Here is a 25,307-nt window from a genome sequence, read left to right as displayed (position 1 = left end):
CGCCTGCGCCGCCCGGGGGGCGGCGGTGGGGGCGGAGGCGCCGGCGAGGGCGGTGCCTCCAACCAGGGCGAGGGCATGGACGAATTCGCCTTCAGCCTGACCCGGGAGGAGTTCCTGGACTTCGTCTTCGATGGCCTGGAGCTGCCCCACCTGGAGCGCAAGCAGCTGGTGGACCTGGAGGAGGTGCGCCCGGTGCGCGCCGGGATCTCCAAGGATGGGGTGCCGGCGCGGATCAATATCGTGCGCTCCATGCGCGAGGCCCAGGCTCGGCGCATCGCCATGCGCGCGCCCTTGCGCCGCGCCCTGCGCGAGGCCCGGGAGGCCCTCGAGGCGGAGGAGCGCAAGGACCCGGTGCTGCGCAATCCCTCGCGCATCGAGGCCCTCAAGGAGGAGATCGAGCGGCTGGAGCGGCGCCTCGAGGCGGTGCCCTTTATCGACACCTATGACCTGCGCTACAACCACCTGATCAACCAGCCCCAGCCCTCCAACAAGGCGGTGATGTTCTGCGTGATGGACGTCTCCGGCTCCATGACCCAGGCCCACAAGGACATCGCCAAGCGCTTCTTCCTGTTGCTCTACCTCTTCCTGGAGCGCAACTACGAGAAGGTGGAGCTGGTCTTCGTGCGCCACCATACCGCCGCCAAGGAGGTCGACGAGGAGGAGTTCTTCTACTCCCGGGAGACCGGCGGCACCATCGTCTCCAGTGCCCTGACCCTGGTCGACGAGATCATCACCAAGCGCTATTCGCCGGCCCAGTGGAACCTCTATGTGGCCCAGGCCTCCGACGGCGACAACTGGGATGACGACTCGGTGACCTGTCGCGAACTGATGATGAAGAAGCTGATGCCGCGGCTGCAGTACTTCACCTACGTGGAGATCACTCCCCATGCCCATCAGGCGCTGTGGGAGGAGTACGAGCGAGTCGCGGAGGAGTTTTCCGAGCGCTTCGCCATGCGCCAGATCGTCGAGGCCGGCGATATCTATCCGGTGTTCCGAGAACTGTTCCGGCGTCGGGCCGAGGCCTGAGCGGAACCAGGAGGCAGAGCATGACGCGACGCAAGCCCATCGCCACCGGCTCCGACTGGACCTTCGAGACCCTCGAGACCTTCGAGGCCGAGATCGCTCGGCTGGCCGACGAGTATCGCCTGGATACCTACCCCAACCAGATCGAGATCATCACCACCGAGCAGATGATGGATGCCTATGCCAGCGTGGGCATGCCGGTGGGCTACCACCACTGGTCCTTCGGCAAGCAGTTCCTGGCCGTGGAGCAGGCCTATCGACGCGGCCAGATGGGCCTGGCCTATGAGCTGGTGATCAACTCCGACCCCTGCATCGCCTACCTGATGGAGGAGAATACCCTGATGATGCAGGTGCTGGTGATGGCCCACGCCTGCTACGGCCACAACTCCTTCTTCAAGGGCAACTACCTGTTCCGCACCTGGACCGATGCCAGCTCGATCATCGACTACCTGGTGTTCGCCCGGAAGTACGTGGCGGAGTGCGAGGAGCGTTACGGCGTGACCGCGGTGGAGCAGTTGCTGGACGCCTGTCACGCCCTGCAGAACTACGGGGTGGATCGCTACAAGCGTCCCTCGCCGCTCTCCGCCGAGGAGGAAGCACATCGCCAGGCGGAGCGGGAGGCGTACCTGCAGGCTCAGGTCAATACCCTGTGGCGGACCATCCCCCGGCCGGCGGATGGCGAGCCCCTGGCGGAGCCCCGCGACGACGAGGAGGACCCGCTGGGCCTGCATGGCGGCGGCCGCTATCCGCCGGAGCCCCAGGAGAACCTGCTCTACTTCATCGAGAAGAATGCCCCCCTGCTGGCGCCCTGGCAGCGCGAGATCGTGCGCATCGTGCGCAAGCTGGCCCAGTACTTCTATCCCCAGCGCCAGACCCAGGTGATGAACGAGGGCTGGGCCACCTTCTGGCATTACACCCTGATGAACCGCCTCTTCGATGAGGGCCTGGTGGACGAGGGGCTGATCCTGGAGTTCCTGCAGTCGCATACCGCGGTGGTCAATCAGCCGTCCTTCGACAGCCCCTACTACAGCGGCATCAACCCCTATGCCCTGGGCTTCGCCATGTTCACCGACATCAAGCGGATCTGCGAGGCGCCCACCGCCGAGGATCGCGAGTGGTTCCCGGACATGGCCGGCAGCGACTGGCTGGAGACCCTGCACTTCGCCATGCGCAACTTCAAGGACGAGTCCTTTATCCAGCAGTTCCTGTCCCCCAGGGTGATTCGCGACCTCAAGCTGTTCACCGTGGTGGATGATGACCAGGAGGAGATGCTGGAGGTGGCCGCGATCCACGACGAGCGCGGCTATCAGCGTATCCGCGAGGCGCTCTCGGTGCAGTATGCCCTCTCGGTGCGCGAGCCCAATATCCAGGTCTATTCGGCGGATATCCGCGGCGACCGGTCCCTGACCCTGCGCCATGTGCAGGATCGTCGCCGGCCCCTGGCCAAGACGGTCTATCCGGTGATTCGTCACCTGCACCAGCTATGGGGGTTTCCGGTGAAGCTGGAATCGGTGGAGGAGAAGGAAGTGGTGCGGCGTTACCAGTGGCCGTTGCCCGAGGGGGCCGAAGGCGGCGGCTGAGGGCGAGAAACGCCGTCGGGGCACCAACGACGAGGGCCCGCGCCGATGGCGCGGGCCCTTTGCCTGAGGAGGGCGGGGCTCAGGGGCGCGCGGCCCAGGCCTGGCACCAGCCTTCCGACTCGACGCTCTTGCCCGGGAAGAGCTGGCAGGCCTGGTTGCCGTCCTGGAAGAACATGCAGTTGGCGCAGTGCTCGCCCTCGGCATACTGGGCGTGGTCGCTGGCGTCGCTGGCCACTTCCACATAGTTGAGGTTCTTGGCCTCGTCGCTGTCGGGGTCGACCCGCGGCAGGCTCTGGGCGAAGGCGCTCTGGGACAGGATGCCGGCGCCCAGGGGCAGGGCGGCCAGGCCCAGCAGGCTGTTGCGCATAAAGTCGCGACGACTCTGATTAGCCATGGTGTCTCCTTACTTCATCTGCGTTCTTTTTTGGGGCTTGCCCGTCAGGCGCGTTGCCGGTGGGGCAGGGTCACGGTCGTTGGGCGGGTGGTCCCGCTCTAGGAATGGCGAGTCGAGCTCGCATGAATCTCCGACTCCCCGGCAGTGCAGGAGTTCTGCCTTATCCTAGTCGAAGCCCGGCGAGGGACGCGAATGCCGGCGGCACCGCTGCGGCAATCGGCCGCGGTGAGGCTGGGGCGCTCTCGGCGGCGCTGATATACTGGCGCCGAGACTCACCATTATCCAGGGGCGAGGAGAGAGACAATGCAGAACGCGGTGATCCTGATCAATACCGACAAGGGCCAGGTCAAGGCGGTGGCCGAGCGCCTGGCCGACGTGGAAGGCATCAGCGAGGTCTACTCCACCTGTGGGCGTTACGACCTGGTGGCCATCGCGCGCACCCGCAACTTCGAGAGCCTGGCCGAGCTGGTCACCGAGCGGCTCAACGCGGTCGAGGGCATTCGCGACACCGAGACCCTCAATGCCATGCAGGTGCACTCCCGCCATGACCTGGAGACCATGTTCTCGGTGGGCTGGTAGCCCGGTCATCGTGCATTGGCGCCGGCGAGTCGGAATGGCGCCATCGATGGATAAGGAGGGGCATGCGCAGAAGGATCTCTCGATGGCGGCGCGGCCTGCGCCAGGTGGGGGTGGGGCTGGTGTTCGTCGCCATCAGCAGCGGGCTCTGGTATGCCCAGGAGCAGGAGTACCGCGAGCGGCTCAGTTGGATGGGGGTGCCCACCTGGGAGCGTTTGACGCCGACCAGCCTGCACCGGGTGCTGCGCAATGACGGCTTCCTGGTCGGCTGGTCGGACCTGCGGGTCAACCCCCTCTGGGTCAGTTACACCCTGCGCGCGGTGGAAAACCCGCGCGCCGCGCCGCGCCCCGACTTCCGGCGCGACTGGCGCGCCCTGTGGCCGATCGCTCCCGACAGCTACTTCGGCAGCGGCTATGATCGCGGCCATCTCGCCCCCAACTACGCCATCGCCGTGGTGCATGGTCGCGAGGCCCAGCGCCAGACCTTCCAGATGAGCAATATGTCGCCCCAGCGGCCCGGTCTCAACCGGCGCCTCTGGCAGCGCCTGGAGGAGGTGGTGATCGATCACTTCGTGCCGCGCTTCGGCACGCTGCAGGTGATCGCCGGGCCGATCTTTCCCCCGCGCTTCAGGGATAACGTCCTCAACCGGGTGGGCCTGGTGGAGGTGCCCGAGGCCTTCTACAAGATCGTCGTGGTGCCCGGCGACGAGCCCTCGGCGCTGGCCTTTATCATGCCCCAGACGGTGCGCGGCGATGAGCCCCTGGATCGCTACCTGGTGAGCATCGACGAGGTGGAGGCGCGCACCGGCCTGAACTTCTTCCCCAATCTGCCGGAAGCCGAAGCCGAGCGGCTGGAGGGCGGCGTGCGGGCTCGGGGCTGGGCGCTGGAGTCGGTGGCGCGACTGCCGGGGCGTTTCGACTGAGTGGCCACATGCCCGAATCGCGGGCACAAAAAAACACGCTCGATGGCGTGTGTGCGGGGCTTGCTATGGTGGCTCTTGGGATAAGTAACGATGGTGCCCAGAAGAGGACTTGAACCTCCACGTCCGTAAGGACACTAGCACCTGAAGCTAGCGCGTCTACCAATTCCGCCATCTGGGCAGCGGTCACTCTACTGGAACAACTCGGGATATGATGCGGTGTGGTGCCCAGGAGAGGACTTGAACCTCCACGTCCGTAAGGACACTAGCACCTGAAGCTAGCGCGTCTACCAATTCCGCCACCTGGGCGCATCATATATGCTCATGTTCGCGACTGGGTCGATGGTGCCCAGGAGAGGACTTGAACCTCCACGTCCGTAAGGACACTAGCACCTGAAGCTAGCGCGTCTACCAATTCCGCCACCTGGGCGAACATGAGTCATCGAGCTGATAAAGAGCGTGGGAACTTGCGATCCCGAGATATCGCCATTACCTCGCGATATCGAAGTGGTGCCCAGGAGAGGACTTGAACCTCCACGTCCGTAAGGACACTAGCACCTGAAGCTAGCGCGTCTACCAATTCCGCCACCTGGGCAAGTGGCGAGCATAATACCGATTTCGCCGGGTTTTGCAAGCCCTGCCGTCGGCTTTCTAAGGGGAAGTCGCCGCAATGGTTGGGTCGAGCGATACCTAAGGCTATACTGCGGCCATGAAACCGACCCTTCCTGCCTCACGCCCGCGCCTCTCGCCCATTTCTTGTTCAAGGATGCCACACGCATGACCCACTGGACGCTCAGCGACGACCCCCACGCGGAACGTGAAGCCCACAAGTACGACAAGCCAGCCCCCAGCCGCGAGTACCTGCTCGCCCGCCTGGAGGAGTACGGCAAACCCATTACCCACGAGAACATGAGCCGCATGCTGGGCCTCGACGACGAGGACCTGATCGAGGCGGTGCGTCGCCGCCTGGCGGCCATGGAGCGGGATGGCCAGGTGCTGCGCAATCGCCGCGGCGCCTATGCACTGATCGACAAGCTCGACCTGATCAAGGGCAAGGTGTTGGGCCACCGTGACGGCTTCGGCTTCGTGCTGCGCGACGACGGCAAGAAGCCCGACCTGGTGCTGCCGCCGCGGCAGATGCGTCGGGTCTTCCATGGCGATCATGTGCTGGTGCGCATCAGCGGTCGCGACCGCCGGGGGCGCGACGAGGCGACCATCGCCGAGGTGATCGCCCGCAACACCCAGACCATCGTCGGCGTCTACCGGGCCAACACCCCGGAGTTCGGCGTGCTGATCCCGGAGAATGCCCGTATCACCCAGGAGGTGATCATTCCCCACAGCGCCTGCGGCGGTGCCCAGGACGGCCAGGTGATCTCGGCCCGCATCGTCAAGCAGCCGGAGACCCGGGTGCAGCCGGTGGGCGAGGTGATCGAGGTGCTCGGCGAGCGCATGGATCCGGGGATGGAGATCGATATCGCCATCCGCAGCTACGAGATTCCCGCCGACTTTCCGCCCGACGTGCACGACCAGATCAGCAGCATGTCCGCCGAGGTGGCCGAGGCGGACAAGGCGCATCGTATCGACCTGCGCGACCTGCCGCTGGTGACCATCGATGACGAGAGCGCCAAGGACTTCGACGACGCCGTCTGTGCCTGGAAGACCAAGTCCGGCAGCTGGAAGCTCGTCGTGGCCATCGCCGACGTCTCCCACTACGTGCGCCCCGGCTCGCCCCTGGACCAGGAGGCGATCGCCCGCGGCAACTCGGTCTATTTCCCCGGGCAGGTGGTGCCCATGCTGCCGGAGCTGCTCTCCAACGGGCTCTGCTCGCTGAATCCGAGCGTCGATCGCCTGGCCATGGTCTGCGAGATGAATATCTCCCAGAGTGGCGCCATCAGTCGCTATCGCTTCTACGAGGCGGTGTTCCAGTCCCATGCGCGGCTCACCTACAACAAGGTGGCGGCGATCCTCGACGAGGAGAGCGAGGACGGCGATGCCCTGCGCCAGGAGTATGCGCCCCTGGTCAAGCCGCTGCGGGACCTGCATGCCCTCTACCAGCTGCTGCGCCAGGCCCGGGAAGCGCGTGGCGCCATCGACTTCGAGACCACCGAGACCGCCATCCTCTTCAACGAGGAGCGCAAGATCGAGAAGATCGTCCCGCGTTCGCGCAACGATGCCCACAAGCTGATCGAGGAGTGCATGCTGGCCGCCAACGTGGCCACCGCCCGCTTCCTCGACAAGCATGACCTGCCGGCGCTCTATCGCATTCACGAGAAGCCCTCGCCGGAACGCCTCGACAAGCTGCGGCTGTTCCTCAACGAGCTGGGGCTCTCCCTGGGCGGCGGCGACGACCCGACCCCCCAGGACTATCGGGACCTGGCCGAGGCCATCAAGGGGCGCCCGGACAGCGATGTCATCCAGACGGTGATGCTGCGTTCCATGAGCCGGGCGATCTACTCGCCCCAGAACGACGGCCACTTCGGCCTGGCCTACCCGGCCTATGCTCACTTCACCTCGCCGATCCGTCGTTACCCGGACCTGCTGGTGCACCGCGCCATCCGTTCGGTGATCCGCGGGCCGCGCCAGACCAATACGGTGCTGCGTGCCGAGGGCGCCAAGGTGGAGCCGCCCAGCAAGTGGGCGCCCTATACCTTCGAGCAGATGCTCGAGCTCGGCGAGCACTGCTCGATGACCGAGCGCCGCGCCGACGACGCCACCCGCGATGTCGAGGACTGGCTCAAGTGCGAGTTCATGTCCGACAAGCTGGGCGAGGTCTTCGACGGCACCATCGCCTCGGTGACCCAGTTCGGCATCTTCGTGCGCCTCGACGAGGTCTATGTGGAAGGCCTGGTGCACGTCACCTCGCTGCCCTCCGACTACTACCACTACGAGGCCGAGAAGCATCGCCTCAAGGGCGAGCGCAGCGGCATGAGTTACCGCCTCGGCGATGGCGTCACCGTGCAGGTGGCGCGGGTCGATCTCGACGAGCGCAAGATCGACTTCGAGCTGGCCGATGACAAGCCGCGTCCCCAGCGCATGCCGCGGCGCCGCAAGGAGGCGCCGGCCGCCAATGCGCCCCGGGAGGCCAAGAAGGACACCCAGGATAACGCCAAGGGCCGGCGGCGCGGGCCGCGGCGGAGTCGTCGCCGGTGAGTGACAAGCGCGGCAACAACAAGGGCGGTCGTCGCCCCGGTGGCGTCGCCCGTGGCTCCCGCTCGAAGGGTGCCGTAGTGACCCCGGCCGGGCTCGATATGGTGCATGGCGTGCACGCCGTCCAGGCGCTGCTGGAGCGTGGCGAGGCGCCTCGGGAGCTCTGGGTCCAGGAGGGCGACGCCGGGCGGCGCCTGGCCACGCTCCTCGAGCAGGCCCGGGCCCGGGGGGCTCGGGTGCTGACCCAGCCCCGGGAACTCCTCGATCAACTGACCCAGGGCGCCGCCCACCAGGGCCTCGTCGCCTTCTGTCCGCCCCTGGCCTTCGCCGGCGAAGAGTCCCTGTGGCTGCAGCTGGGCGCCTGGCCCCATGCGGCCCCGCCGCTGCTGCTGATCCTCGATGGGGTCACCGATGTGCACAACTTCGGCGCCTGCCTGCGCAGCGCCGATGCCGCCGGGGCGCATGGGGTCATCGTCACCAAGGACAAGGCGGCACCCCTCAATGCCACGGTGCGCAAGGTGGCCTGCGGGGCCGCCGAGAGCGTGCCGATCTATCAGGTCACCAACCTGGCCCGTACCCTGGCCAGGCTCAAGGAGCAGGGGGTGTGGCTGTTCGGCACCGCCGGCGAGGCCGAGGCCAGCGTCTATGACGGCGACTATCGCGGGCCCACCGCCCTGGTGATGGGCGCCGAAGGCAAAGGCCTGCGCCGCCTGACCCGAGAGGCCTGCGACACCCTGGTCAAGCTGCCCATGGCGGGCAGCGTCTCCAGCCTCAACGTCTCGGTGGCCACCGGCATCTGCCTCTTCGAAGCGGTGCGCCAGCGAGCGGGTGGGGCGCTGGCGGACGCCTAATACTTGACGCTCGTCCCTACCGACAACGCCTGCCGAATGGCAGGCGTTGTCGGTTGTGGGCGGCGGGTCAGTCCTCGACCTCCGCGGTGGCCGGTCGCTTGCTGGGGGCATGCAGGAAGGCCTCCAGGGAGTCATCCATGGCATCCAGCCAGCGCGTATGGTGGGGCGGTGCCTGGGTGCCGGTCATCAGCGAGCGGTAGGGCTTGTCGCGGAAGGTCATGATGCCCTCGTGCTTGTGCTTCTCCCACTCCAAGAAGGTCTGGTTGACCCCTTCGATATCGAAGTTCGGGTAATCGGTGGCCTCGATCAGGCTGGCCACGTAATCCCCCTGGAAGCGAATCATCGACTCGTCGCTGTCCAGCGCCTCCTCACGGTCGCGCCAGGCCTGGCTATCGGCGGCCATGGCGGCCTGGTCGGGAAGGGCGATGCGGCCGAGGATGATGTCGCGCACATACCAGGCCTGGGCATCGAACATATTGAAGGTGTACCACTGGTCCTGCATGCCCAGATAGAAGAGCTTGGGGTTGGCTTCCCAAGCCACGCCGCGGTAGAGCCCCAGCGGCCAGAGGCGGTTATTGGTCTGCAGGCGCAGGGCGTCGGGCAGGAAGGGGAAGTGGTGCAGGTAGCCGGTGCACAGGATGATCGCATCGATCTGCTTGCTGGTGCCGTCGGCGAAATAGGCGGTGTTGCCGTCGACCCGCTGCAGCAGCGGCTTCTCTTCCCAGTTCTCGGGCCAGTCGAAGCCCATGGGGCGGGTACGGTAGCAGGTGGTGATGCTGCGCACGCCATATTTGTAGCACTGCGAGCCGATATCCTCGGCGGAGTAGCTGCTGCCCACCAGCAGGATGCTCTTGCCCTGGAATTCCAGGGCGTCGCGGAAGTCGTGGGCGTGCAGGATGCGCCCGTTGAAGGTCTCGAAACCGTCGAATTGCGGTGTGTTGGGGGTGGAGAAGTGCCCCGAGGCCACCACCACGTGGTCGAATACCTCGCTTTCGATCACATCCCGCTCATGATCATGCACGGTGACCAGGAAGGTGCCATCGGTCTCCCGATACTCCACCTGGCGCACCGGGCAGTTGAAGCGGATATAGCGGCGCACGCCGGCCTTCTCGACGCGTCCCTTGATGTAGTCCCAGAGCACGGCGCGGGGCGGGTAAGAGGCGATCGGCTTGCCGAAGTGTTCCTCGAAGCTGTAATCGGCGAACTCCAGGCACTCCTTGGGACCATTCGACCATAGGTAGCGATACATGCTGCTGTGGACGGGTTCGCCGTTCTCATCGAGGCCGGTGCGCCAGGTGTAGTTCCACTGGCCGCCCCAGTCGCCCTGCTTTTCGTAACAGACCAGTTCGACCGGTTCGGCACCTTTCTCGACGGCGGACTGGAAGGCTCGCAGCTGCGCCAGGCCGCTGGGGCCGGCGCCGATGATGGCAACGCGTTTACTCATGAAAGGCTCCGTAAGGAGTGCCCGGGGCGCTCGGCTCGTCGCGACGAACCAGGCGTGCCGGGCACTCGGATGGCGAAAACATGGATACCCCCCGGTCTGCCTGCGAGGAGGCGAGCCGCGGCGTGACGCCGGAGCAGTCACCCGGCAGGCGGGTGGCTCCTTACCCTTGAGGCGAGGGCGGCGTGTGGCTTGCCGCTGGGCCCGGCAGATAAGCCTGGGCCGAAGAAAATCCGGTATGGCGGCGTCGCCAGGGGCGAGCGACCCGGTAGCGGAGCTGGCGAATCAGGCGTGGCGCCGTGCCATGGGAGGGAGAGATATCCATAACTGTGCGTTATCAAAATATGGATATTTCATTACAGTGTCAACTTTGTGGCAGGTTGTCGGGCGTCATGGTCGTCAAGGCGGCTGCGTTGGCTGGCTGGGCGAGCGATGCGGGCGTCTGGCCGCCGACCGCGAACGCGGTTCCTTCCAGCTTGCGCGCTTGGCGCGCAGTCATTAGAATATTGGCGCCCGTGCGTCCTTCGCGCGGGCGTTAGTGTTTCCACTATCACCTCCTTGCTTCTTCGGGCCCCTGTGCGCCCCGGGAAGCTGTCAAACCGAAAGGAGCCACCATGCGTCATTACGAAATCGTCTTCATGGTCCACCCGGATCAGAGCGAGCAGGTGCCCGCCATGGTCGAGCGCTACACCGGCCTCGTCACCGAGAGCGGCGGCAGCGTGCATCGCCTGGAAGATTGGGGCCGTCGTCACCTGGCCTACCCGATCAACAAGATCCACAAGGCCCACTATGTGCTGATGAACGTCGAGTGCAGCGGCGAGACCCTCGAGGAAATCGAGAACATCTTCCGCTTCAACGATGCCATCATCCGCAGCCTGGTCGTGCGCTGCAAGGAAGCCATCACCGAAGCCTCACCGATGATGAAGCCGGCAGAAGAGAAGCGTCCGCGTCGCGAAGAGAAGCCGCGCAGCGCCGAAACCGCCGAAGCTAACTGATTCCGCACGTCCAGAGGAGATTTACAATGGCACGCTTTTTCCGTCGCCGTAAGTTCTGCCGTTTCACCGCCGAAGGCGTGAAGCAGATCGACTATAAAGACATCGATACGCTCAAGGCCTACGTCACCGAAACCGGCAAGATCGTGCCGAGCCGTATCACCGGCACCAAGGCCCGTTATCAGCGCCAGCTGGCCACCGCTATCAAGCGCGCCCGCTACCTGGCCCTGCTGCCCTACTCCGACAGCCACCAGTAATTCCGGATACGCGATGCTGCCCTTCGCCCGATGGCTGATGCGCGGAACGCCCCAGGCGGTGGCAGCGGCGGCGATCGCCGCCCTGGTGCCCTGGCTGTTCTGGCTGAGCGCCGCCATCGCCGCCCTGGTGACCCTGCGCCGCGGTATGGCACCGGCCCTGCCGGTGATCCTCGCCGCCGCCCTGCCCTCGGGCTGGTGGTGGATGCAGGGGGACGTGATTCCCCTGTCCTGCGTGCTGCTGGCCACCCTGATGGCGGTGGTGCTGCGCGCGCGGATGCGCTGGAGCGAGGCGCTGATCGTCGGCGCCCTGGCCGTGGCGGGGATGGTCCAGCTCGGGGTCTTCGTGCCCCCGGGGGGCGTGGGCCCGCTGCTCGAGCAACTGCGCCAGGGCTCCGCGGAGGTGGACGCCATGCTCCGCGAGCTGGCCAGCCAGGGCATCGCCACCGAGCAACTGGCGACGCTGCTGGTGGGCGGGGTCACCGGGGTGATGGTGAGCCTGACCGCGGTGGGCTGTCTGGCCCTGGGGCGCGCCTGGCAGGCGGGGCTGTATAACCCCGGTGGCTTTCGCGAGGAGTTCCACGGCCTGCGCCTGGCGCCCCGCGAATTCGCCATCCTGCTGGTACTGGGCATCGCCGGCCTGGTCCTGGGGCTTCCCGCCCTGGCCATGCTCGCCTGGGTGCCCCTGCTGGTCGCCGGCATCGCGCTGATTCACGGAATTATCGGTATCAAGGGGATGAACGGGCTCTGGTTGGTGGCCTTCTATGTATTGCTGATCGCCACCTGGCCCACGATTCTGATTGTGCTGCTGCTGGCCATGATCGACAGCGTCGCGGATCTCCGCGGCCGCCTGGTCCGCAGCGACTGACAAGAGGTTCACGAGATGGAAGTCATTCTGCTCGACAAGATTGGCAAGCTGGGTGGCCTGGGTGACCAGGTGACCGTCAAGGCCGGTTACGGCCGTAACTACCTGGTCCCGTACGGCCTCGCCGTGCCGGCCACCAAGGACAACGTGGCGGCCTTCGAGGCCCAGCGTGCCGAGCTCGAGGCCCAGGCCTCCGAGCGCAAGGCCGTGGCCGAGGCGCGTGCCGCCGAGCTGTCCGAGATCGAACTCTCCCTGGTCGCCAAGGCCGGCGACGAGGGCAAGCTGTTCGGTTCCATCGGTCCGCGCGACCTGGCCGAGGCCCTGACCCAGGCCGGTCTCGACGTCGCCAAGAGCGAAGTGCGCATGCCGGAAGGTCCGATCCGTGCCACCGGTGAGTACGACATCGACCTGCAGCTGCATGCCGAAGTCGGCGCTACCGTGCGCATCGTGGTGGTCGCCGAGTAAGCGGCCCGCCACTCGCCCCGCCGCCCCAGGCGGCGGGGCAGGAAAGGCCCCGGAGGTTCGTCCTCCGGGGCCTTTCGCGTCTCTGGTGACCCCTTGGTTCGCTCTAGCCATATCGGGCATGGGGCCCGGCGGTCGCTTGGGGTAGAATGCTCGGGCTCGTCCCGAGCATCGTCGTTCCAGCCAAGGCCCTCATGCGTCATGAATGAATTCGCCGAGTCCGATCAGGAAACCGCCGCCCTCAAGGTGCCGCCCCACTCCCTGGAGGCGGAGCAGTCGGTGCTGGGCGGCTTGATGCTCGATAACCAGGCCTGGGATACCGTTTCCGAGCGGCTGACCGCCAATGATTTCTACCGCTACGAGCACCGCCTGATCTTCAATGCCATGCAGTCCCTGGCGGAGGGCGCCCACCCGCTGGACGTGGTGACCCTCTCCGAGGCCCTGGAGAATCGTGATCAGTTGGAGACGGTGGGTGGGCTGGCCTACCTGGCCGAACTGGCCCGCAATACCCCGTCCGCCAGCAATATCCGCGCCTATGCCGATATCGTTCGCGAGCGGGCGACCCTGCGCAAGCTGATCCAGGCCGCCAACCAGGTGGCCGAGAGCGCCTTCGCTCCCCAGGGGCGTCCCGCCGACGAGCTGGTCAACGAGGCGGAGCGGCTGGTCTTCCAGATCAGCGAGGAGCGCCCCAAGTCCGGCGGCGCCATCGGCATGAGCGAGCTGCTGGCCAAGGCGGTGGATCGCATCGACGAGCTGTTCAACCTCAAGGGGCAGATGACCGGCCTCTCCACCGGCTTCCGCGACCTGGACGACATGACCTCGGGGCTGCAGCCCTCGGACCTGGTGATCATCGCCGGGCGACCCTCCATGGGAAAGACGACCTTTGCCATGAACCTGGTGGAACATGCGGTGATCTCCGGCGATAAACCGGTGATCGTCTTCTCCATGGAGATGCCCGCGGATGCCCTGATGCTGCGTATGCTCTCCTCCCTGGGGCGCATCGACCAGACCCGGGTGCGTACCGGCCAACTGGAGGACGAGGACTGGCCGCGGCTTACCTCGGCGGTCAACCTGCTCAAGGACAAGCAGCTATTCATCGACGATACCGCGGCCCTGTCGCCCAACGAGATGCGCTCGCGGGTGCGGCGCATCGCCCGGGAGCACGGTAATGTCGGCCTGATCATGATCGACTACCTGCAGCTGATGCAGATCCCCGGCTTCTCCGAGAATCGCACCGGCGAGATCTCCGAGATCTCGCGCTCCCTGAAGGGCATCGCCAAGGAGTTCGGCTGCCCGGTGATCGCCCTGTCGCAGCTCAACCGCTCCCTGGAGCAGCGCCCCAACAAGCGCCCGGTGATGTCGGACCTGCGCGAGTCCGGGGCCATCGAGCAGGATGCCGATGTCATCGCCTTCGTCTATCGTGACGAGGTGTACAACGCCGACAACCCGGACAACAAGGGGCTGGCGGAGCTGATCATCGGCAAGCAGCGTAACGGCCCCATCGGCACCGTGCATATGGCCTTTATCGGCAAGTACACCCGCTTCGAGGACCTGGCCCCGGACAGCTACGGCCAGCATATGGGCGAGTGACGAGGCTCGTCCTGGGCGTGATGCCGACTTGAGGCCTGGGCTCGGCCCCGTATAATCGCGACCCTCGATCATCGACAGGAGACAATCATGGCAGGCGGATTTCGACGTGGCGGCCGCAAGCGCACCCCCAAGCTGGAGGGCCGCGGCGAGCTGCAATCCCTGGAGCGGGAGGGCCCCTTCAAGGAGTGGCTGGGCATGCCCGACCTCTACCGCTACCAGCTGGTGGTAGACGGCGAGACCTACAGCTACCAGACCGAGGACGCCGAGCTGCCGGTCAGCGTGGGCGACCGGGTGGTGTTCCGCTACAAGGAGACCAAGGCCGGCAACTGGGTCGACCGAAATTCCCTGGGCAAGGCCATCGACCCTTCCGAATATCAGTAAGCGCCGAGGGAACCCTCCGGGCAAGGCAAAGGTCATAGGACCACTACCTGAGTGTCATCTCATTGTCATTTGATGCGTTCAGTGTGCAGGAAAGAGAAACCTGCTTTGCTTTGGAGGGATTATGGATATTCATCATCTGAAGGCCTTCGTGGCCGCCCACGACAATTTCGAGATCCGCGTGATCAACCATTCCGGCAGCCGCTTCTACCAGGTGGAAGTGGAGGACCTGGAAGGCAAGCATGAGCTGCTGACCCGGGCCGGCAAGCCGATGCTGTTCCGCGCCCTGGACGATGTCTACCTGGAGCTCAAGCGCGCCGGCATCCATCGGGCCTATCTGGTGCAGCACGTGCCCCAGGACGAGGTGATCGGCCGCCAGGCTCACTACCACGCCCCCCTGACCTCACGCATTCCCCTGGCCTTCTGACGGCCTCCTCCCGTCGCCGTCCTCGGCAACGCCTACCCGTTGCACCGCACTCTCTCATCTCCCTCGCTTATTGGCCCCGGGGCAGCGCTCTCCCCGGCCCATCCAGTGCCTCGACGCTGACGCCCAGTGCCGCGGGATCGAAGTCATCGGCCTGGATATCCACCGGGCGTAGCTGCCGGAGCCCAAGGCTTTATGGCGACGACTCCCCATGCCGATACCCCTGGGCGTGTCGCCGGGCCTGGTCGCCGTCTCGCAGGCCAGCCCCTCGAGAACGTCGGCCAGCTTGGTCCGGGCCTGGGCTCGGCAGGTCGAGCTGGTAGCCGAGCACCAGGATCAGTGGCTTGGACATGACCTGACCTGAAATTATACAAATACTGATGATAGTATAACTTCATTCCGCCTGATCGCGAGCCACTGATACAATGGCTCGCGATTCAATGACCTCGGCGTGCCATGGCCGGTGACGCCACCCCAATCAGGAGTCCCCTATGTCCACCCCCCGATTCGGCGTGATGCTGGTCAATCTGGGCACCCCGGATGCCCCCACCCCCCAGGCCGTGCGCCGCTACCTGGCGGAGTTTCTCAGCGACCGCCGGGTGGTGGATGCGCCGCGCTGGCTATGGTGGCCGATCCTGCATGGGGTGATCCTGCGCTTTCGCCCGCCGCGGGTCGCCAAGGCCTACGCCTCGGTATGGACCGACGACGGCTCGCCGCTGCTGGCCATCGGGCGGCGCCAGCAGCGGGCCCTGGGCGAGCGACTCGAGGCCGAGCTGGGCGAGGCCATTCCGGTGGAGCTGGCCATGACCTACGGCAACCCCTCGCTGGTGGACGCGGGTCTCAGGCTGCGCCAGGCCGGTGTCGAGCGGATCCTGGTGCTTCCCCTCTACCCGCAGTTCTCGCGCTCCACCACGGCGGCGGTCTTCGATGGCCTGGCCCGCGCCCTGGCGCGCTGCCCGCACCTGCCGGAGCTGCGCTTCGTTCGCGACTATCACGATCACCCCGCCTATATCGGCGCCCTGGCGGCGAGTATCCGCGAGCACTGGGCGGCCCACGATGGCGAGCGCGGCAAGCTGATGTTCTCCTATCACGGCATCCCCAAGCGCTATGCCGACCAGGGCGACCCCTACCCCCGTCACTGCCAGCGCACCAGCGAGCTGGTCGCCGAGGCCCTGGGGCTGGAGGAGGACGACTGGCGGCTCTGCTATCAGTCACGCTTCGGCCGCGAGGAGTGGCTCAAGCCCTACACCGACGAGACCCTCAAGGCCTGGGGCGGCAGCGGCGTCGAGCACGTGGATATCATCAGTCCGGCCTTCGCCGCCGACTGCCTGGAGACCCTGGAGGAGCTGGAAGAGGAGAACCGCGAGAACTTTATCGCCGCGGGGGGCAAGACCTATCGCTATATCCCGGCCCTCAACGACCGCGACGACCACATCGGCCTGCTCGCCGAGCTGGTCAGGACCCATAGCCAGGGCTGGTGAAACGCCCGGCGCCGGGGTTGCCCCGGCGCCGGGGCCCGGGGTTAGCCGTGGCCCCGGTCGGGGTGCGGCACCGGCTTATCGCCGACCTCCTCCGGGCGCAGCTCCACCGGCTTGCCGCGGGTCTTGTCGGCGTGGCGCAGCTTCTGGTGCAGGCCGGTCTTGGCCAGCAGGTGAGCGGTGACCGGGGCGGTGATAAACAGGAAGAGGGTGATCAGCATCTCCTGGATATCGGGCTTGCCCTCGGTGACCCAGAAATAGAGCATGGAGGCGATCAGCATGCAGCCGATCCCCAGGGTGGTGGCCTTGGTGGGGCCATGCAGGCGCATGTAGAAGTCACGCAGGTGCGCCATGCCCAGCGAGCCGATAAAGATAAAGGCACCGCCGGCGATCAGCAGCAGCGAGATCACCCCTTCCAGTAACACGAAGACAGTCATAGCGTCCCTTTCCTTCCGCCGCCTACTCGATGATATCGCCGCGCAGCAGGTACTTGCAGACCGCCACCGTGCTGATAAAGCCCAGCATGGCGATCAGCAGCGCCGCCTCGAAGTAGGTCTTGGTATTGAGCCAAAGCCCCAGCAGCACGATCAGGGCGATGGAGTTGACGTACATGGTATCCAGGGCCAGCAGGCGGTCCGGCATGTCCGGCCCCACGGTGAGGCGGTAGACGTTCAGTGCCAGTGCCGCGAGCACCAGGGTCAGGCTGATCCAAAGTGCCGTATCTAGCATTCGTAGATCTCCTTCAGGGGCCGCTCGTAGCGCTCGCGAATCTCCGCGATCAGCGCCTCCTCGTCTTCCACGTCCAGGGCATGAATCAGCAGGGTCCTGCCATCCATGCGCAGGTTGGCGGAGACCGTCCCCGGGGTCAGGCTGATGGTGTTGGCCAGCAGGGTGATGGTGAAGCGCTGCTCCAGCATCAGCGGATACTCGACGAAGGCGGGGCGCATGCGCCGCCAGGGATTGATGATCAGCCAGGAGACCTGCAGGTTGGCGACGATGATGTCACCGAGCACCCGCAGGGCGAAGCGCAGCAGCAGCCAGGGCTTCTGCACATGGGGCTGAGCATCCCAGAAGCGCCGGGTGGCCAGCGGGATCAGGACCCCCAGGAGGCCGCCGAGCAGGATATGGCCGAGGGAGAGGCTGCGCACCAGCAGCAGCCAGACCACTAGCAGCAGGATTGTCAGCAGCGGAGTGGGTAGCCAGGAACGGGGAGTGATCATGCCTCGTCTCCGTCAGTGGTCTCGGGCAGCAGGGCGCGGATATGCACGGCGGGCTCGCCGAGCTGCTCCGCGGTGGCCTGGGCATAGTCGCTGACCGGGCCGGCCAGCACCACCAGCAGCGGCGCCGCGGCGAGCAGCCAGGTCACGCCGAACAGCTGACGCTTGGCCAGCGGCTGCCCGCTGGGCTCGCCTTCGTGGCTGCGCCAGAAGAAGGTCGAGCCGGCCCGGGAGAGGGCCACCAGGCTGCCCAGCCCGGCGAGCAGCAGCAGCGGCCACAGCCATACTTGCTGCTCGGCGCTGGCCGCCTGCATCAGCAGTGCCTTGCCGATGGCTCCGGAGAGCGGCGGCAGGCCGGCCACCGCCGCGCCCCCCAGCAGGAAGAGCACGCCCAGCAGGGAAGCGTTGTAGAGCGGCCGGCCCTTGACGATGCGGGTCCCCGCCTTGCCGCGCTGCTTGCCGATCAGTTCGGCGAGCAGGAAGAGGCCCCCGGTGACCAGGGTGGTATGGGGCAGGTAGAAGAGCAGGGCGGCGGTAGCCGCCTCGCTGCGCATGCCGATACCGGCCAGCAGGGTGCCCACCGAGATCAGCACCAGGTAGGCCACCAGCAGCCGCAGGTCGCGGGCGGAGAGCACCCCCAGGGTGGCCATCACCAGGGTGCCCAGCGCCAGCCACCATACCCAGGGCTGGTCCAGCGCCGCCAGGGTCCCGGCCTGGTCGCCGAAGACCAGGTGATAGACCCGCAGGATGGCGTAGACGCCCACCTTGGTCATGATGGCGAAGAGCGCTGCCACCGGCGCCGGCGCCGAGGCATAGGCCTTGGGCAGCCAGAAGTAGAGGGGCAGGATGGCCGCCTTGAGGCCGAACACCACCAGCAGCATCAGGCCGCCGGCGCTGACCAGGCCGGCCCGCTCGGCGGGCAGGCTGGCCAGGCGCTGGGCCATGTCGGCCATGTTGAGGGTGCCGGTGGCGCCGTAGAGGACCCCCACGGCGATCAGGAACAGCGCCGAGCCGGCCAGGTTGAGCACCACATAGTGCAGGCCGGCCTGGATGCGCGCCTTGCCGCCCCCGTGCATCAGCAGGGCATAGGAGGCCAGCAGCAGCACCTCGAAGAAGACGAAGAGGTTGAACAGGTCGCCGGTCAGGAAGGCGCCGTTGATGCCCATCAACTGCCACTGGAAGAGGCCGTGGAAGTTGCTGCCCTGCTCGTCATCGCCGCCGCAGGCGAAGACCACGCAGCCCAGCGCCAGCAGCGAGGTGAGCAGCACCATCAGCGCCGAGAGGCGGTCGAGCACCATGACGATGCCGAAGGGCGGCTGCCAGTCGCCGAGGGCGTAGTAGGTCACCTCGCCGCCGGCCGCCTGGGCCACCAGGGCGATGCTGATCGCCACCAGCAGGACGGTGGCGGTGACGCCGATGATCCGCTTGGGGCGGGTGGCGCCGCCGCGACCGCGCAGCAGAAGGATCCCGGCCACCAGGGGCAGCACGATGGGCAGGACGATCAGGTGCTGGATCATGACGCACGATCCTCCCGGTTGTCCTCGCCATCCACGTGATCGTTGCCCAGGTCACCCCGGGCGCGCATGGCCAGGATCACCGCGAAGGCGGTCATGGCGAAGCCGATGACGATGGCGGTCAGCACCAGGGCCTGGGGCAGGGGATCGGCGTAGTCGCGAGCCCCGTCGACGATCACCGCGCCATCGGTGGTCAGGCCGCCCATGGAGAACAGGAAGAGATTGACCGCATAGGAGAGCAGGGTCAGGCCCACCACCACCGGGAAGGTGCGCCCGCGCAGGGTCAGGAACAGACCGCAGGCGCTGAGCACGCCGGTGGTCACGGCATAGAGGCTTTCCATCAGTGCTTCTCCTCCTTGCTGGGGCGGTGGGGCGTGGTCAGCTTGCCCAGGTTGGCGAGGATCATCAGGGTCGCCCCCACCACCGCCAGGTAGACCCCCAGGTCGAAGAGCATGGCGGTGGCCAGCTCGATATCGCCGATGGCGGGAATATGGAAGTGGCCGAAGGCCGAGGTCAGGAAGGGTCGCCCGAACAGCCAACTGCCCAGGCCGGTGAGGGTGGCGATGGCCACCCCGGCGATGGCCACCGGCTGATACTGGAAGTCGAGGCGCTGCTGGGTCCACTCCACGCCGCGGGCCATATACACCAGGATCAGCGCCACGGCGGTGATCAGGCCGGCGATAAAGCCGCCGCCGGGCAGGTTATGGCCGCGCAGGAAGATAAAGGCCGAGACCAGCAACGCCAGGGGCAGCAGCGCCTGGGAGACGCTGGTCAGGATCAGCGGGTAGCGGTCCGGCGACCAGACGCGTCCCTCGCCGTCACTGTGGGGCATGAACAGGCGCAGGCGATTGAGCAGCTTGAAGATCGCCAGGCCGGCCAGGGCCAGCACGGTGATCTCGCCCAGGGTATCGAAGCCGCGGAAGTCCACCAGGATGACGTTGACCACGTTGTGGCCGCCGCCGCCGGGCACGCTGTTGGCGATAAAGAAGTCCGAGATGCCGTGGTTGTCGCGGGTCAGCACCGCATAGTTGAGGCTGGCCACCACCATGCCCAGGGCCGCGGCCAGGCCCAGGTCGCGGATATTGCGTCCCGCCGAGGACTCCCGGGGGGTCTTCTGGGGCAGGAAGAACAGCGCCAGCATCAGCAGGATCATGGTCACCACCTCCACCGAGAGCTGGGTCAGCGCCAGGTCGGGGGCGGAGAAGCGGGCGAAGGTCAGCGACACCACCAGGCCCACCACCGAGAGCATCAGCAGCGAGATCAGGCGGTAGCGGTGGGTCGCCACGGTGCCCAGGGCGCCGAAGATCATCAGCGCCGCGCCCAGCAGCAGAATGCCATCGGCCTCCTGGGTGGGACGGGCGCCGGCCAGGCTCGGCAGCTGCAACAGGCCGATGGCTCCCAGCAGCAGCGCCGCGCCCAGCAGCCAGCTCATGTAGCGCTGCAGGGAGCCGTTCTCCAGGCGGGCGGTCAGGCGCTCGCTCCAGGTCATCAGCCGCTGCACGGCCCCCTCGAAGACCAGGCGCGCGTCCATGGGGGAGAACTGGCGGCCGAACTGGCGGAGGTGGGCATGCAGGGCATAGAGCAGGACCCCGGCGATCAGCGCGATCACGCTCATCAGCAGCGGCAGGTTGAGGCCGTGCCAGATGGCCAGGTGGAACTCCAGCGGGGTCAGCAGCACGGCCTCGACGGCCAGCCCCAGGGGCACCTCGGCGATCACCGGCAGCAGCCCCACCAGGACGCACAGGACCGCCAGCAGCTCCACCGGGGCGCGCATCAGCCGCGGCGGTTCATGGGGCGACCTGGGCGGCGCCTTGCGCGCCGGCTTGAAGAAGACCGCATGCACCAGGCGCAGCGAGTAGGCCACCGAGAGGATGCCGCCGAGGGTGGCGAGCACCGGCAGCAGCCAGCTCAGGCCGCCCAGCAGCGGCGAGGCGGCGGCCTCGGCGAAGAACATCTCCTTGGAGAGGAAGCCGTTGAACAGCGGCACCCCGGCCATGGCCGCGGCGGTGAGGCTGGTCAGCAGGGCGGTGATCGGCATCGCCCGGCGCAGCCCGCCCAGGCGACCCAGCTCGCGGGTGCCGGTCTCGTGGTCGATGATGCCGGCGCTCATGAACAGCGCCGCCTTGAAGGTGGCGTGGTTGAGGATATGGAAGAGGGCGGCGAGGATCGCCAAGGGACTGCCGATGCCCAGCAGCACCGTGATCAGGCCCAGGTGACTCACCGTGGAGAAGGCCAGGATCGCCTTGAGGTCGGTCTTGAGCAGGGCGAACCAGGCGCCGTAGAGCAGGGTCGCCATGCCGGTCAGGGTGACGAGCAGTTCCCAGGCCTCGCTGCCGGCGATGGCCGGATGCAGGCGCGCCATCAGGAAGATCCCCGCCTTGACCATGGTCGCCGAGTGCAGGTAGGCGGAGACCGGGGTCGGCGCCGCCATGGCGTGGGGCAGCCAGAAGTGGAAGGGGAACTGCGCCGACTTGGTGAAGGCGCCGAGCAGCACCAGCACCAGCATGATCGGATAGCGCGGGTCGGCGAGGATCGCCTCGCGGCTCTCCAGCACCACGCCCAGGTCGAAGCTGCCCGCCATGTCGCCCAGCAGCAGCAGGCCCGCGAGCAGCGCCAGGCCGCCGGCGCCGGTCACGGTCAGCGCCATGCGTGCGCCCTTGCGGGCGTCGGTCCAGTGGGACCAGAAGCCGATCAGCAGGAAGGACGACAGGCTGGTCAGCTCCCAGAACAGCCACAGCAGCAGCAGGTTGTCCGCCATGACGATGCCGATCATGGAGAGCATGAAGAGCATCAGGAAGCTGTAGAAGCGCGCGAAGGGCTCGTGGGCCTCCAGGTAGTAATGGGCGTAAAGCAGGATCAGCAGGCCGATGCCCAGGATCAGGCTCGCGAAGAGCAGCGACAGGCCGTCGAGGCGGAAGGCCAGGTCGAGGCCCAGTTGCGGTACCCAGGCCAGCTGGAAGCGTGGCAGGTCACCGGCCAGTAGGGCCGGTACCTGGGAAAAGACCAGCAGCAGGGCCAGCATGGCCGGGGCCGCCGTGGCCAGGCTGCAGAAGCGGCGTCCGCGCTGCCGGGTCAGCAGCGGGACCACGACGCCAAGCAGGGCCAACAAGGGAATCCATGGCAAGATCATCGTTCGGTCGTCCTGGGTGGCTCCGAAAAACGTGGGTTTGATACCGGTTATTTCGCGTCGAGGCAAGGTCGCAGGATGCCGTTGGCACATGCCTTGCTGGCGTCGAGGCCGCCCTACTCTACAGTAAAGGGGCCGGGGCGCCGAGCCCTTCACTTGCTCGGCAGCCCCTTGAATCGCTAGAGTTTACCTCACCGTTTCGCTGGCGCATGGCTCTCAGCGACCCGCGGAATCGACCCCGTTTCCCCCGGCAGCCGGTACCCGCAGGGCTCGCCGAGGGACCGACAGAGGAGCGTCGTTATCGTGCAACTCGCCGTGCTGGGGGGCTTCGTATTGGCGGCCTTCGCGCCGCTGCTGCATCACTGGTTCGGCGAGCGAACCGGCTGGGTCCTGGCCCTGTTGCCCGGGGCCCTGCTGCTCTGGCTGCTGGGGCAACTGCCGGCGGTGGTGGCCGGCGAGACCCGGGTCTTCGAGCAGGCCTGGGTGCCCGGCCTGGAGATCACCCTGACCTTCCTGCTCGATGGGCTGTCGCTGCTCTTCGCGCTGCTGATCAGCGGCATCGGCGTGCTGGTGCTGATCTATGCCAGCGGCTACCTCAAGGGGCACCCCGACCTGGTGCGCTTCCACGTGGTGATCCTGGCCTTCATGATGTCGATGCTGGGGCTGGTGCTCGCCGACAACCTGGTCAGCCTGTTCGTCTTCTGGGAACTGACCAGCATCACCTCCTACCTGCTGATCGGCTTCAACCACACCGATCTCGAGGCGCGCAAGTCGGCCCTGCAGGGGCTCTTCGTCACCGTGGGCGGCGGCCTGGCGCTGCTCGCCGGCCTGATCCTGCTGGCCCTGGCCGGCGACAGCTGGTCGCTGCAGGAGCTCACCGGGCGCGGCGAGCTGCTCCGCGGCCACGACCTCTACCTGCCCATCCTGTTCTGCCTGCTGGCCGGCGCCTTCACCAAGTCGGCGCAGTTCCCCTTCCACTTCTGGCTGCCCAATGCCATGGCGGCGCCGACCCCGGTCTCCGCCTACCTGCACTCGGCGACCATGGTCAAGGCGGGAGTCTACCTGCTGGCGCGGCTCTCGCCGGCCCTGGGCGGCACCCCCGCCTGGGAGGCCTGGCTGTGCCTGATCGGTGCCCTGACCATGCTCACCGGCGCCTTCCTGGCCCTGCGCCACACCAATATCAAGAAACTGCTGGCCTACTCCACGGTGATGGCGCTGGGCACCCTGACCCTGCTGCTGGGCATCGGCAGCGAGCAGGCCATGGTGGCCTTCGCCACCTTCCTGCTGGCTCACTCCCTCTACAAGGGGGCGCTGTTCATGGTCGCCGGTATCCTCGACCACGAGACCGGCACCAAGGATATCGCCCTGATGGGCGGCCTGCGCCGGGTGATGCCGGTCACCGCCCTGTGCGCCGCCGTCGCCGCCCTCTCCCTGGGCGGGGTGATCCCGCTGTTCGGCTTCGTCGCCAAGGAGCTGCTGTTCGCCGCCGCCTGGGAGGGCGGCTGGCGCGACCTGCTGCTGCCGGCGACCCTGATCGCCGCCATCCTGACCCTGGCGGCGGCGGCCATCGTCGGTATCCGGCCCTTCTTCGGCGAGCGCCGCGAGCTGCCCCGGGATCCCCACGAAGGGCCCGGGACCCTGCTGCTGGGACCAGTGCTGCTGGCCGGGCTGTCGTTGCTGCTGGGGCTCTGGCCCGGCGCCGCCGAGGGCCTGGTGGCGGCCACCGCCAGCAGCGTCGGCGGGGCGCCGGTGACGGCCTCCCTTTATCTCTGGCATGGCATCAATGGCCCCCTGCTGCTGTCGCTGGTCAGCCTGGCCTTGGGGCTGCTGCTGTTCCGCCACTGGGCGCGCTGGCGCGCCGCCCTGCGCCCCCTGGAACCGTTGATCCAGCGGGGCCCCGAGGCGCTGTATTTCCGCCTGATGGATGCCCTCGTCGAGGTCGCCGAGTGGCAGACGCGGCTGCTGCAGAACGGCTATATGCGCAACTACCTGGTGATGATGCTGCTGGTGCTGGTGGGGCTGACCGGGGTGACCCTCTTCGCCCGCCACGAACTGCACCTGGCCGTCGCCCTGGACGTGCAGCTGCACGAGGCGCTGGTGGTCGGCCTGATGGTGGCCGGGGCGGTGATGGCCTGCGTGCTGCGGGCGCGCCTGGCGGCGGTGGCCTCGGTGGGGGTGATGGGCTTCTGCATCGCCCTGACCTTCGTGCTGTTCAGCGCCCCGGACCTGGGCATCACCCAGCTGCTGGTGGAGACCCTCACCGTGATCCTGCTGATCCTGGTGCTGTTTCGCCTGCCGCGTTTCGCGAGCCTCTCCTCGCCGCTGGAGCGGGTCCGCGACCTGGTGGTCGCCGCCGCCACCGGGGGCCTGATGACCCTGCTGATCCTGCAGGTGGTGAGCATCGATCCCTTCCCCAGCATCTCCGACTACATGGTGGCCAACAGCCAGCCCCTGGGGCATGGCCACAATATCGTCAACGTCATCCTGGTGGACTTCCGGGCCCTGGACACCCTGGGCGAGATGTTCGTGCTGGCCCTGGCCGCCATCGGCGTCTTCGCCATGCTGCGCTTCCATGCCGGGGAGTACGAGACGCGCGATCGCCAGGCGCGGGGGGAGGTCGTGGATGATTAGATCGGGCACCCTGATCCTGCACGTGGCGGCACGCCTGCTGATGCCGCTGCAGTTGCTGTTTTCGGTGTTTCTGCTGCTGCGCGGTCACGACGAGCCGGGGGGCGGCTTTATCGCCGGCCTGGTGGCCTCGGGGGCCTTCGCCCTCTACCTCTTCGCCTTCGGTCCCCGGGCCACCCGGCAGATGCTGCGGGTGGCCCCCCAGGACCTGATCGGCCTGGGACTCTGCCTGGGGGTGATCTCGGCGCTGCCGGCCTGGTGGCAGGGGCAGCCCTTCCTGACCGCCCAGTGGTGGACGATTCCCTGGATCGACTTCAAGTTTTCCACGCCCCTGATCTTCGATATCGGCGTTTATCTGGTGGTCCAGGGCTCGGTGCTGATCGCCGTGCTGGCGCTGATGGAGGGGGACAGCGAGGAGGTGAGCCATGACTGAGCGGGTGAGGGGA

The 25,307-nt window shown here is 66.9% G+C and carries 24 protein-coding genes and 4 tRNA genes; 16 read left to right on the top strand and 12 right to left on the bottom strand.

What is annotated here, in order from left to right; all coding sequences use genetic code 11:
* The coding region (locus tag NFU04_RS13285; protein WP_251309936.1) for a YeaH/YhbH family protein at positions 1-1,026 on the top strand (1,026 nt) is incomplete at its 5' end.
* A gap of 20 nt (positions 1,027-1,046) precedes the next feature.
* Positions 1,047-2,603 (top strand): SpoVR family protein, encoded by a 1,557-nt coding sequence (locus NFU04_RS13280; RefSeq protein WP_251309935.1) that lies wholly within the window; start codon positions 1,047-1,049, stop codon positions 2,601-2,603.
* Positions 2,604-2,682: 79 nt separating this feature from the next.
* Here NFU04_RS13280 and NFU04_RS13275 read toward each other — a convergent pair whose 3' ends face one another.
* Complete coding sequence (locus tag NFU04_RS13275) at positions 2,683-2,997, bottom strand: high-potential iron-sulfur protein (RefSeq protein ID WP_251309934.1); 315 nt, start codon at positions 2,995-2,997, stop codon at positions 2,683-2,685.
* A 303-nt stretch (positions 2,998-3,300) separates the two neighbouring features.
* Here NFU04_RS13275 and NFU04_RS13270 point away from each other — a divergent pair, with 303 nt between their 5' ends.
* Together NFU04_RS13270 and NFU04_RS13265 are read left to right on the top strand one after the other, a co-directional pair.
* Positions 3,301-3,576 carry an Lrp/AsnC family transcriptional regulator gene (locus NFU04_RS13270; RefSeq protein WP_146804216.1) on the top strand — a complete coding sequence of 92 codons (276 nt, stop codon included), beginning with the start codon at positions 3,301-3,303 and terminating at the stop codon, positions 3,574-3,576.
* Positions 3,577-3,638: 62 nt separating this feature from the next.
* Entirely contained in the window at positions 3,639-4,496 is an 858-nt protein-coding gene (locus NFU04_RS13265) for a DNA/RNA non-specific endonuclease (RefSeq protein ID WP_251309933.1), read from the top strand.
* Between the two features lie 91 nt (positions 4,497-4,587).
* Here NFU04_RS13265 and NFU04_RS13260 read toward each other — a convergent pair.
* From NFU04_RS13260 to NFU04_RS13245, 4 genes are all read right to left on the bottom strand, one after another.
* Positions 4,588-4,674: transfer RNA gene (locus tag NFU04_RS13260), tRNA-Leu, on the bottom strand.
* A gap of 41 nt (positions 4,675-4,715) precedes the next feature.
* Positions 4,716-4,802: transfer RNA gene (locus NFU04_RS13255), tRNA-Leu, on the bottom strand.
* Positions 4,803-4,836: 34 nt separating this feature from the next.
* Positions 4,837-4,923: transfer RNA gene (locus NFU04_RS13250), tRNA-Leu, on the bottom strand.
* A gap of 78 nt (positions 4,924-5,001) precedes the next feature.
* Positions 5,002-5,088, bottom strand: a tRNA-Leu gene (locus NFU04_RS13245).
* A gap of 182 nt (positions 5,089-5,270) precedes the next feature.
* Between NFU04_RS13245 and rnr the strand changes: the two genes are divergently transcribed.
* Both rnr and rlmB read left to right on the top strand, forming a co-directional pair.
* Positions 5,271-7,643 (top strand): ribonuclease R, encoded by a 2,373-nt coding sequence (gene rnr / locus NFU04_RS13240; RefSeq protein ID WP_251309932.1) that lies wholly within the window; start codon positions 5,271-5,273, stop codon positions 7,641-7,643.
* 98 nt (positions 7,644-7,741) lie between these two features.
* Positions 7,742-8,491, top strand: coding sequence for a 23S rRNA (guanosine(2251)-2'-O)-methyltransferase RlmB (gene rlmB, locus NFU04_RS13235; protein WP_251309937.1), 750 nt, complete (start codon positions 7,742-7,744; stop codon positions 8,489-8,491).
* Positions 8,492-8,558: 67 nt separating this feature from the next.
* Here rlmB and NFU04_RS13230 read toward each other — a convergent pair whose 3' ends face one another.
* On the bottom strand, positions 8,559-9,935 hold the full coding sequence (locus tag NFU04_RS13230) for an NAD(P)-binding domain-containing protein (protein ID WP_251309931.1): 1,377 nt from the start codon (positions 9,933-9,935) through the stop codon (positions 8,559-8,561).
* Positions 9,936-10,546: 611 nt separating this feature from the next.
* Between NFU04_RS13230 and rpsF the strand changes: the two genes are divergently transcribed.
* The 8 genes from rpsF to hemH all read left to right on the top strand — a co-directional run bounded on the left by rpsF (position 10,547) and on the right by hemH (position 16,378).
* A complete protein-coding gene (gene rpsF, locus NFU04_RS13225) occupies positions 10,547-10,927 on the top strand; it encodes a 30S ribosomal protein S6 (RefSeq protein WP_146800865.1) in 381 nt (126 codons plus the stop codon).
* A 26-nt stretch (positions 10,928-10,953) separates the two neighbouring features.
* Positions 10,954-11,181: a 30S ribosomal protein S18 gene (gene rpsR / locus NFU04_RS13220; RefSeq protein WP_146800863.1), complete on the top strand. Its 228-nt coding sequence runs from the start codon at positions 10,954-10,956 to the stop codon at positions 11,179-11,181.
* 13 nt (positions 11,182-11,194) lie between these two features.
* The gene (locus NFU04_RS13215) at positions 11,195-12,046 is read left to right on the top strand and encodes a hypothetical protein (RefSeq protein WP_251309930.1); all 852 of its coding nucleotides are present in this window, start codon (positions 11,195-11,197) and stop codon (positions 12,044-12,046) included.
* Between the two features lie 15 nt (positions 12,047-12,061).
* Entirely contained in the window at positions 12,062-12,508 is a 447-nt protein-coding gene (gene rplI, locus NFU04_RS13210; protein WP_251309929.1) for a 50S ribosomal protein L9, read from the top strand.
* Positions 12,509-12,706: 198 nt separating this feature from the next.
* Positions 12,707-14,095 carry a replicative DNA helicase gene (gene dnaB, locus NFU04_RS13205; RefSeq protein WP_146800857.1) on the top strand — a complete coding sequence of 463 codons (1,389 nt, stop codon included), beginning with the start codon at positions 12,707-12,709 and terminating at the stop codon, positions 14,093-14,095.
* A gap of 87 nt (positions 14,096-14,182) precedes the next feature.
* Complete coding sequence (locus NFU04_RS13200) at positions 14,183-14,476, top strand: hypothetical protein (RefSeq protein WP_146800855.1); 294 nt, start codon at positions 14,183-14,185, stop codon at positions 14,474-14,476.
* Positions 14,477-14,597: 121 nt separating this feature from the next.
* On the top strand, positions 14,598-14,900 hold the full coding sequence (locus NFU04_RS13195) for a DUF6482 family protein (RefSeq protein ID WP_251309928.1): 303 nt from the start codon (positions 14,598-14,600) through the stop codon (positions 14,898-14,900).
* A gap of 488 nt (positions 14,901-15,388) precedes the next feature.
* Positions 15,389-16,378, top strand: a complete 990-nt coding sequence (gene hemH, locus NFU04_RS13190; RefSeq protein WP_251309927.1) for a ferrochelatase — start codon at positions 15,389-15,391, stop codon at positions 16,376-16,378.
* A gap of 41 nt (positions 16,379-16,419) precedes the next feature.
* Here the strand turns inward: hemH and NFU04_RS13185 are convergent, their stop codons facing one another.
* Genes NFU04_RS13185 through NFU04_RS13160 form a run of 6 tightly spaced genes read right to left on the bottom strand, consistent with a single transcriptional unit; the run spans position 16,420 to position 22,236 of the window.
* Positions 16,420-16,812 carry a Na+/H+ antiporter subunit G gene (locus tag NFU04_RS13185; RefSeq protein WP_251309926.1) on the bottom strand — a complete coding sequence of 131 codons (393 nt, stop codon included), beginning with the start codon at positions 16,810-16,812 and terminating at the stop codon, positions 16,420-16,422.
* A gap of 22 nt (positions 16,813-16,834) precedes the next feature.
* On the bottom strand, positions 16,835-17,104 hold the full coding sequence (locus NFU04_RS13180; protein ID WP_146800843.1) for a K+/H+ antiporter subunit F: 270 nt from the start codon (positions 17,102-17,104) through the stop codon (positions 16,835-16,837).
* On the bottom strand, positions 17,098-17,595 hold the full coding sequence (locus NFU04_RS13175; RefSeq protein ID WP_251309925.1) for a Na+/H+ antiporter subunit E: 498 nt from the start codon (positions 17,593-17,595) through the stop codon (positions 17,098-17,100). The genes NFU04_RS13180 and NFU04_RS13175 overlap by 7 nt, the downstream gene beginning before the upstream one ends.
* Complete coding sequence (locus NFU04_RS13170; RefSeq protein ID WP_251309924.1) at positions 17,592-19,109, bottom strand: monovalent cation/H+ antiporter subunit D; 1,518 nt, start codon at positions 19,107-19,109, stop codon at positions 17,592-17,594. Before NFU04_RS13170 ends, NFU04_RS13175 begins: the two co-directional genes overlap by 4 nt.
* On the bottom strand, positions 19,106-19,447 hold the full coding sequence (locus NFU04_RS13165; RefSeq protein WP_251309923.1) for a Na+/H+ antiporter subunit C: 342 nt from the start codon (positions 19,445-19,447) through the stop codon (positions 19,106-19,108). The genes NFU04_RS13170 and NFU04_RS13165 overlap by 4 nt, the downstream gene beginning before the upstream one ends.
* Positions 19,447-22,236 carry a monovalent cation/H+ antiporter subunit A gene (locus tag NFU04_RS13160; RefSeq protein ID WP_251309922.1) on the bottom strand — a complete coding sequence of 930 codons (2,790 nt, stop codon included), beginning with the start codon at positions 22,234-22,236 and terminating at the stop codon, positions 19,447-19,449. The genes NFU04_RS13165 and NFU04_RS13160 overlap by 1 nt, the downstream gene beginning before the upstream one ends.
* Before the next feature lie 300 nt (positions 22,237-22,536).
* Between NFU04_RS13160 and NFU04_RS13155 the strand changes: the two genes are divergently transcribed.
* Both NFU04_RS13155 and NFU04_RS13150 read left to right on the top strand, forming a co-directional pair.
* The gene (locus tag NFU04_RS13155; protein ID WP_251309921.1) at positions 22,537-24,864 is read left to right on the top strand and encodes a putative monovalent cation/H+ antiporter subunit A; all 2,328 of its coding nucleotides are present in this window, start codon (positions 22,537-22,539) and stop codon (positions 24,862-24,864) included.
* Positions 24,857-25,294, top strand: coding sequence for a Na+/H+ antiporter subunit B (locus tag NFU04_RS13150; protein ID WP_146800831.1), 438 nt, complete (start codon positions 24,857-24,859; stop codon positions 25,292-25,294). The genes NFU04_RS13155 and NFU04_RS13150 overlap by 8 nt, the downstream gene beginning before the upstream one ends.
* Positions 25,295-25,307: the final 13 nt, after the last annotated feature.

The organism is Halomonas sp. NCCP-2165, from assembly GCF_023708045.1.
In the GTDB taxonomy this organism is placed as follows: domain Bacteria; phylum Pseudomonadota; class Gammaproteobacteria; order Pseudomonadales; family Halomonadaceae; genus Bisbaumannia; species Bisbaumannia pacifica.
Note: the sequence above shows the minus strand (reverse complement) of the source record. Positions and strands in the feature narration are given on the sequence as shown.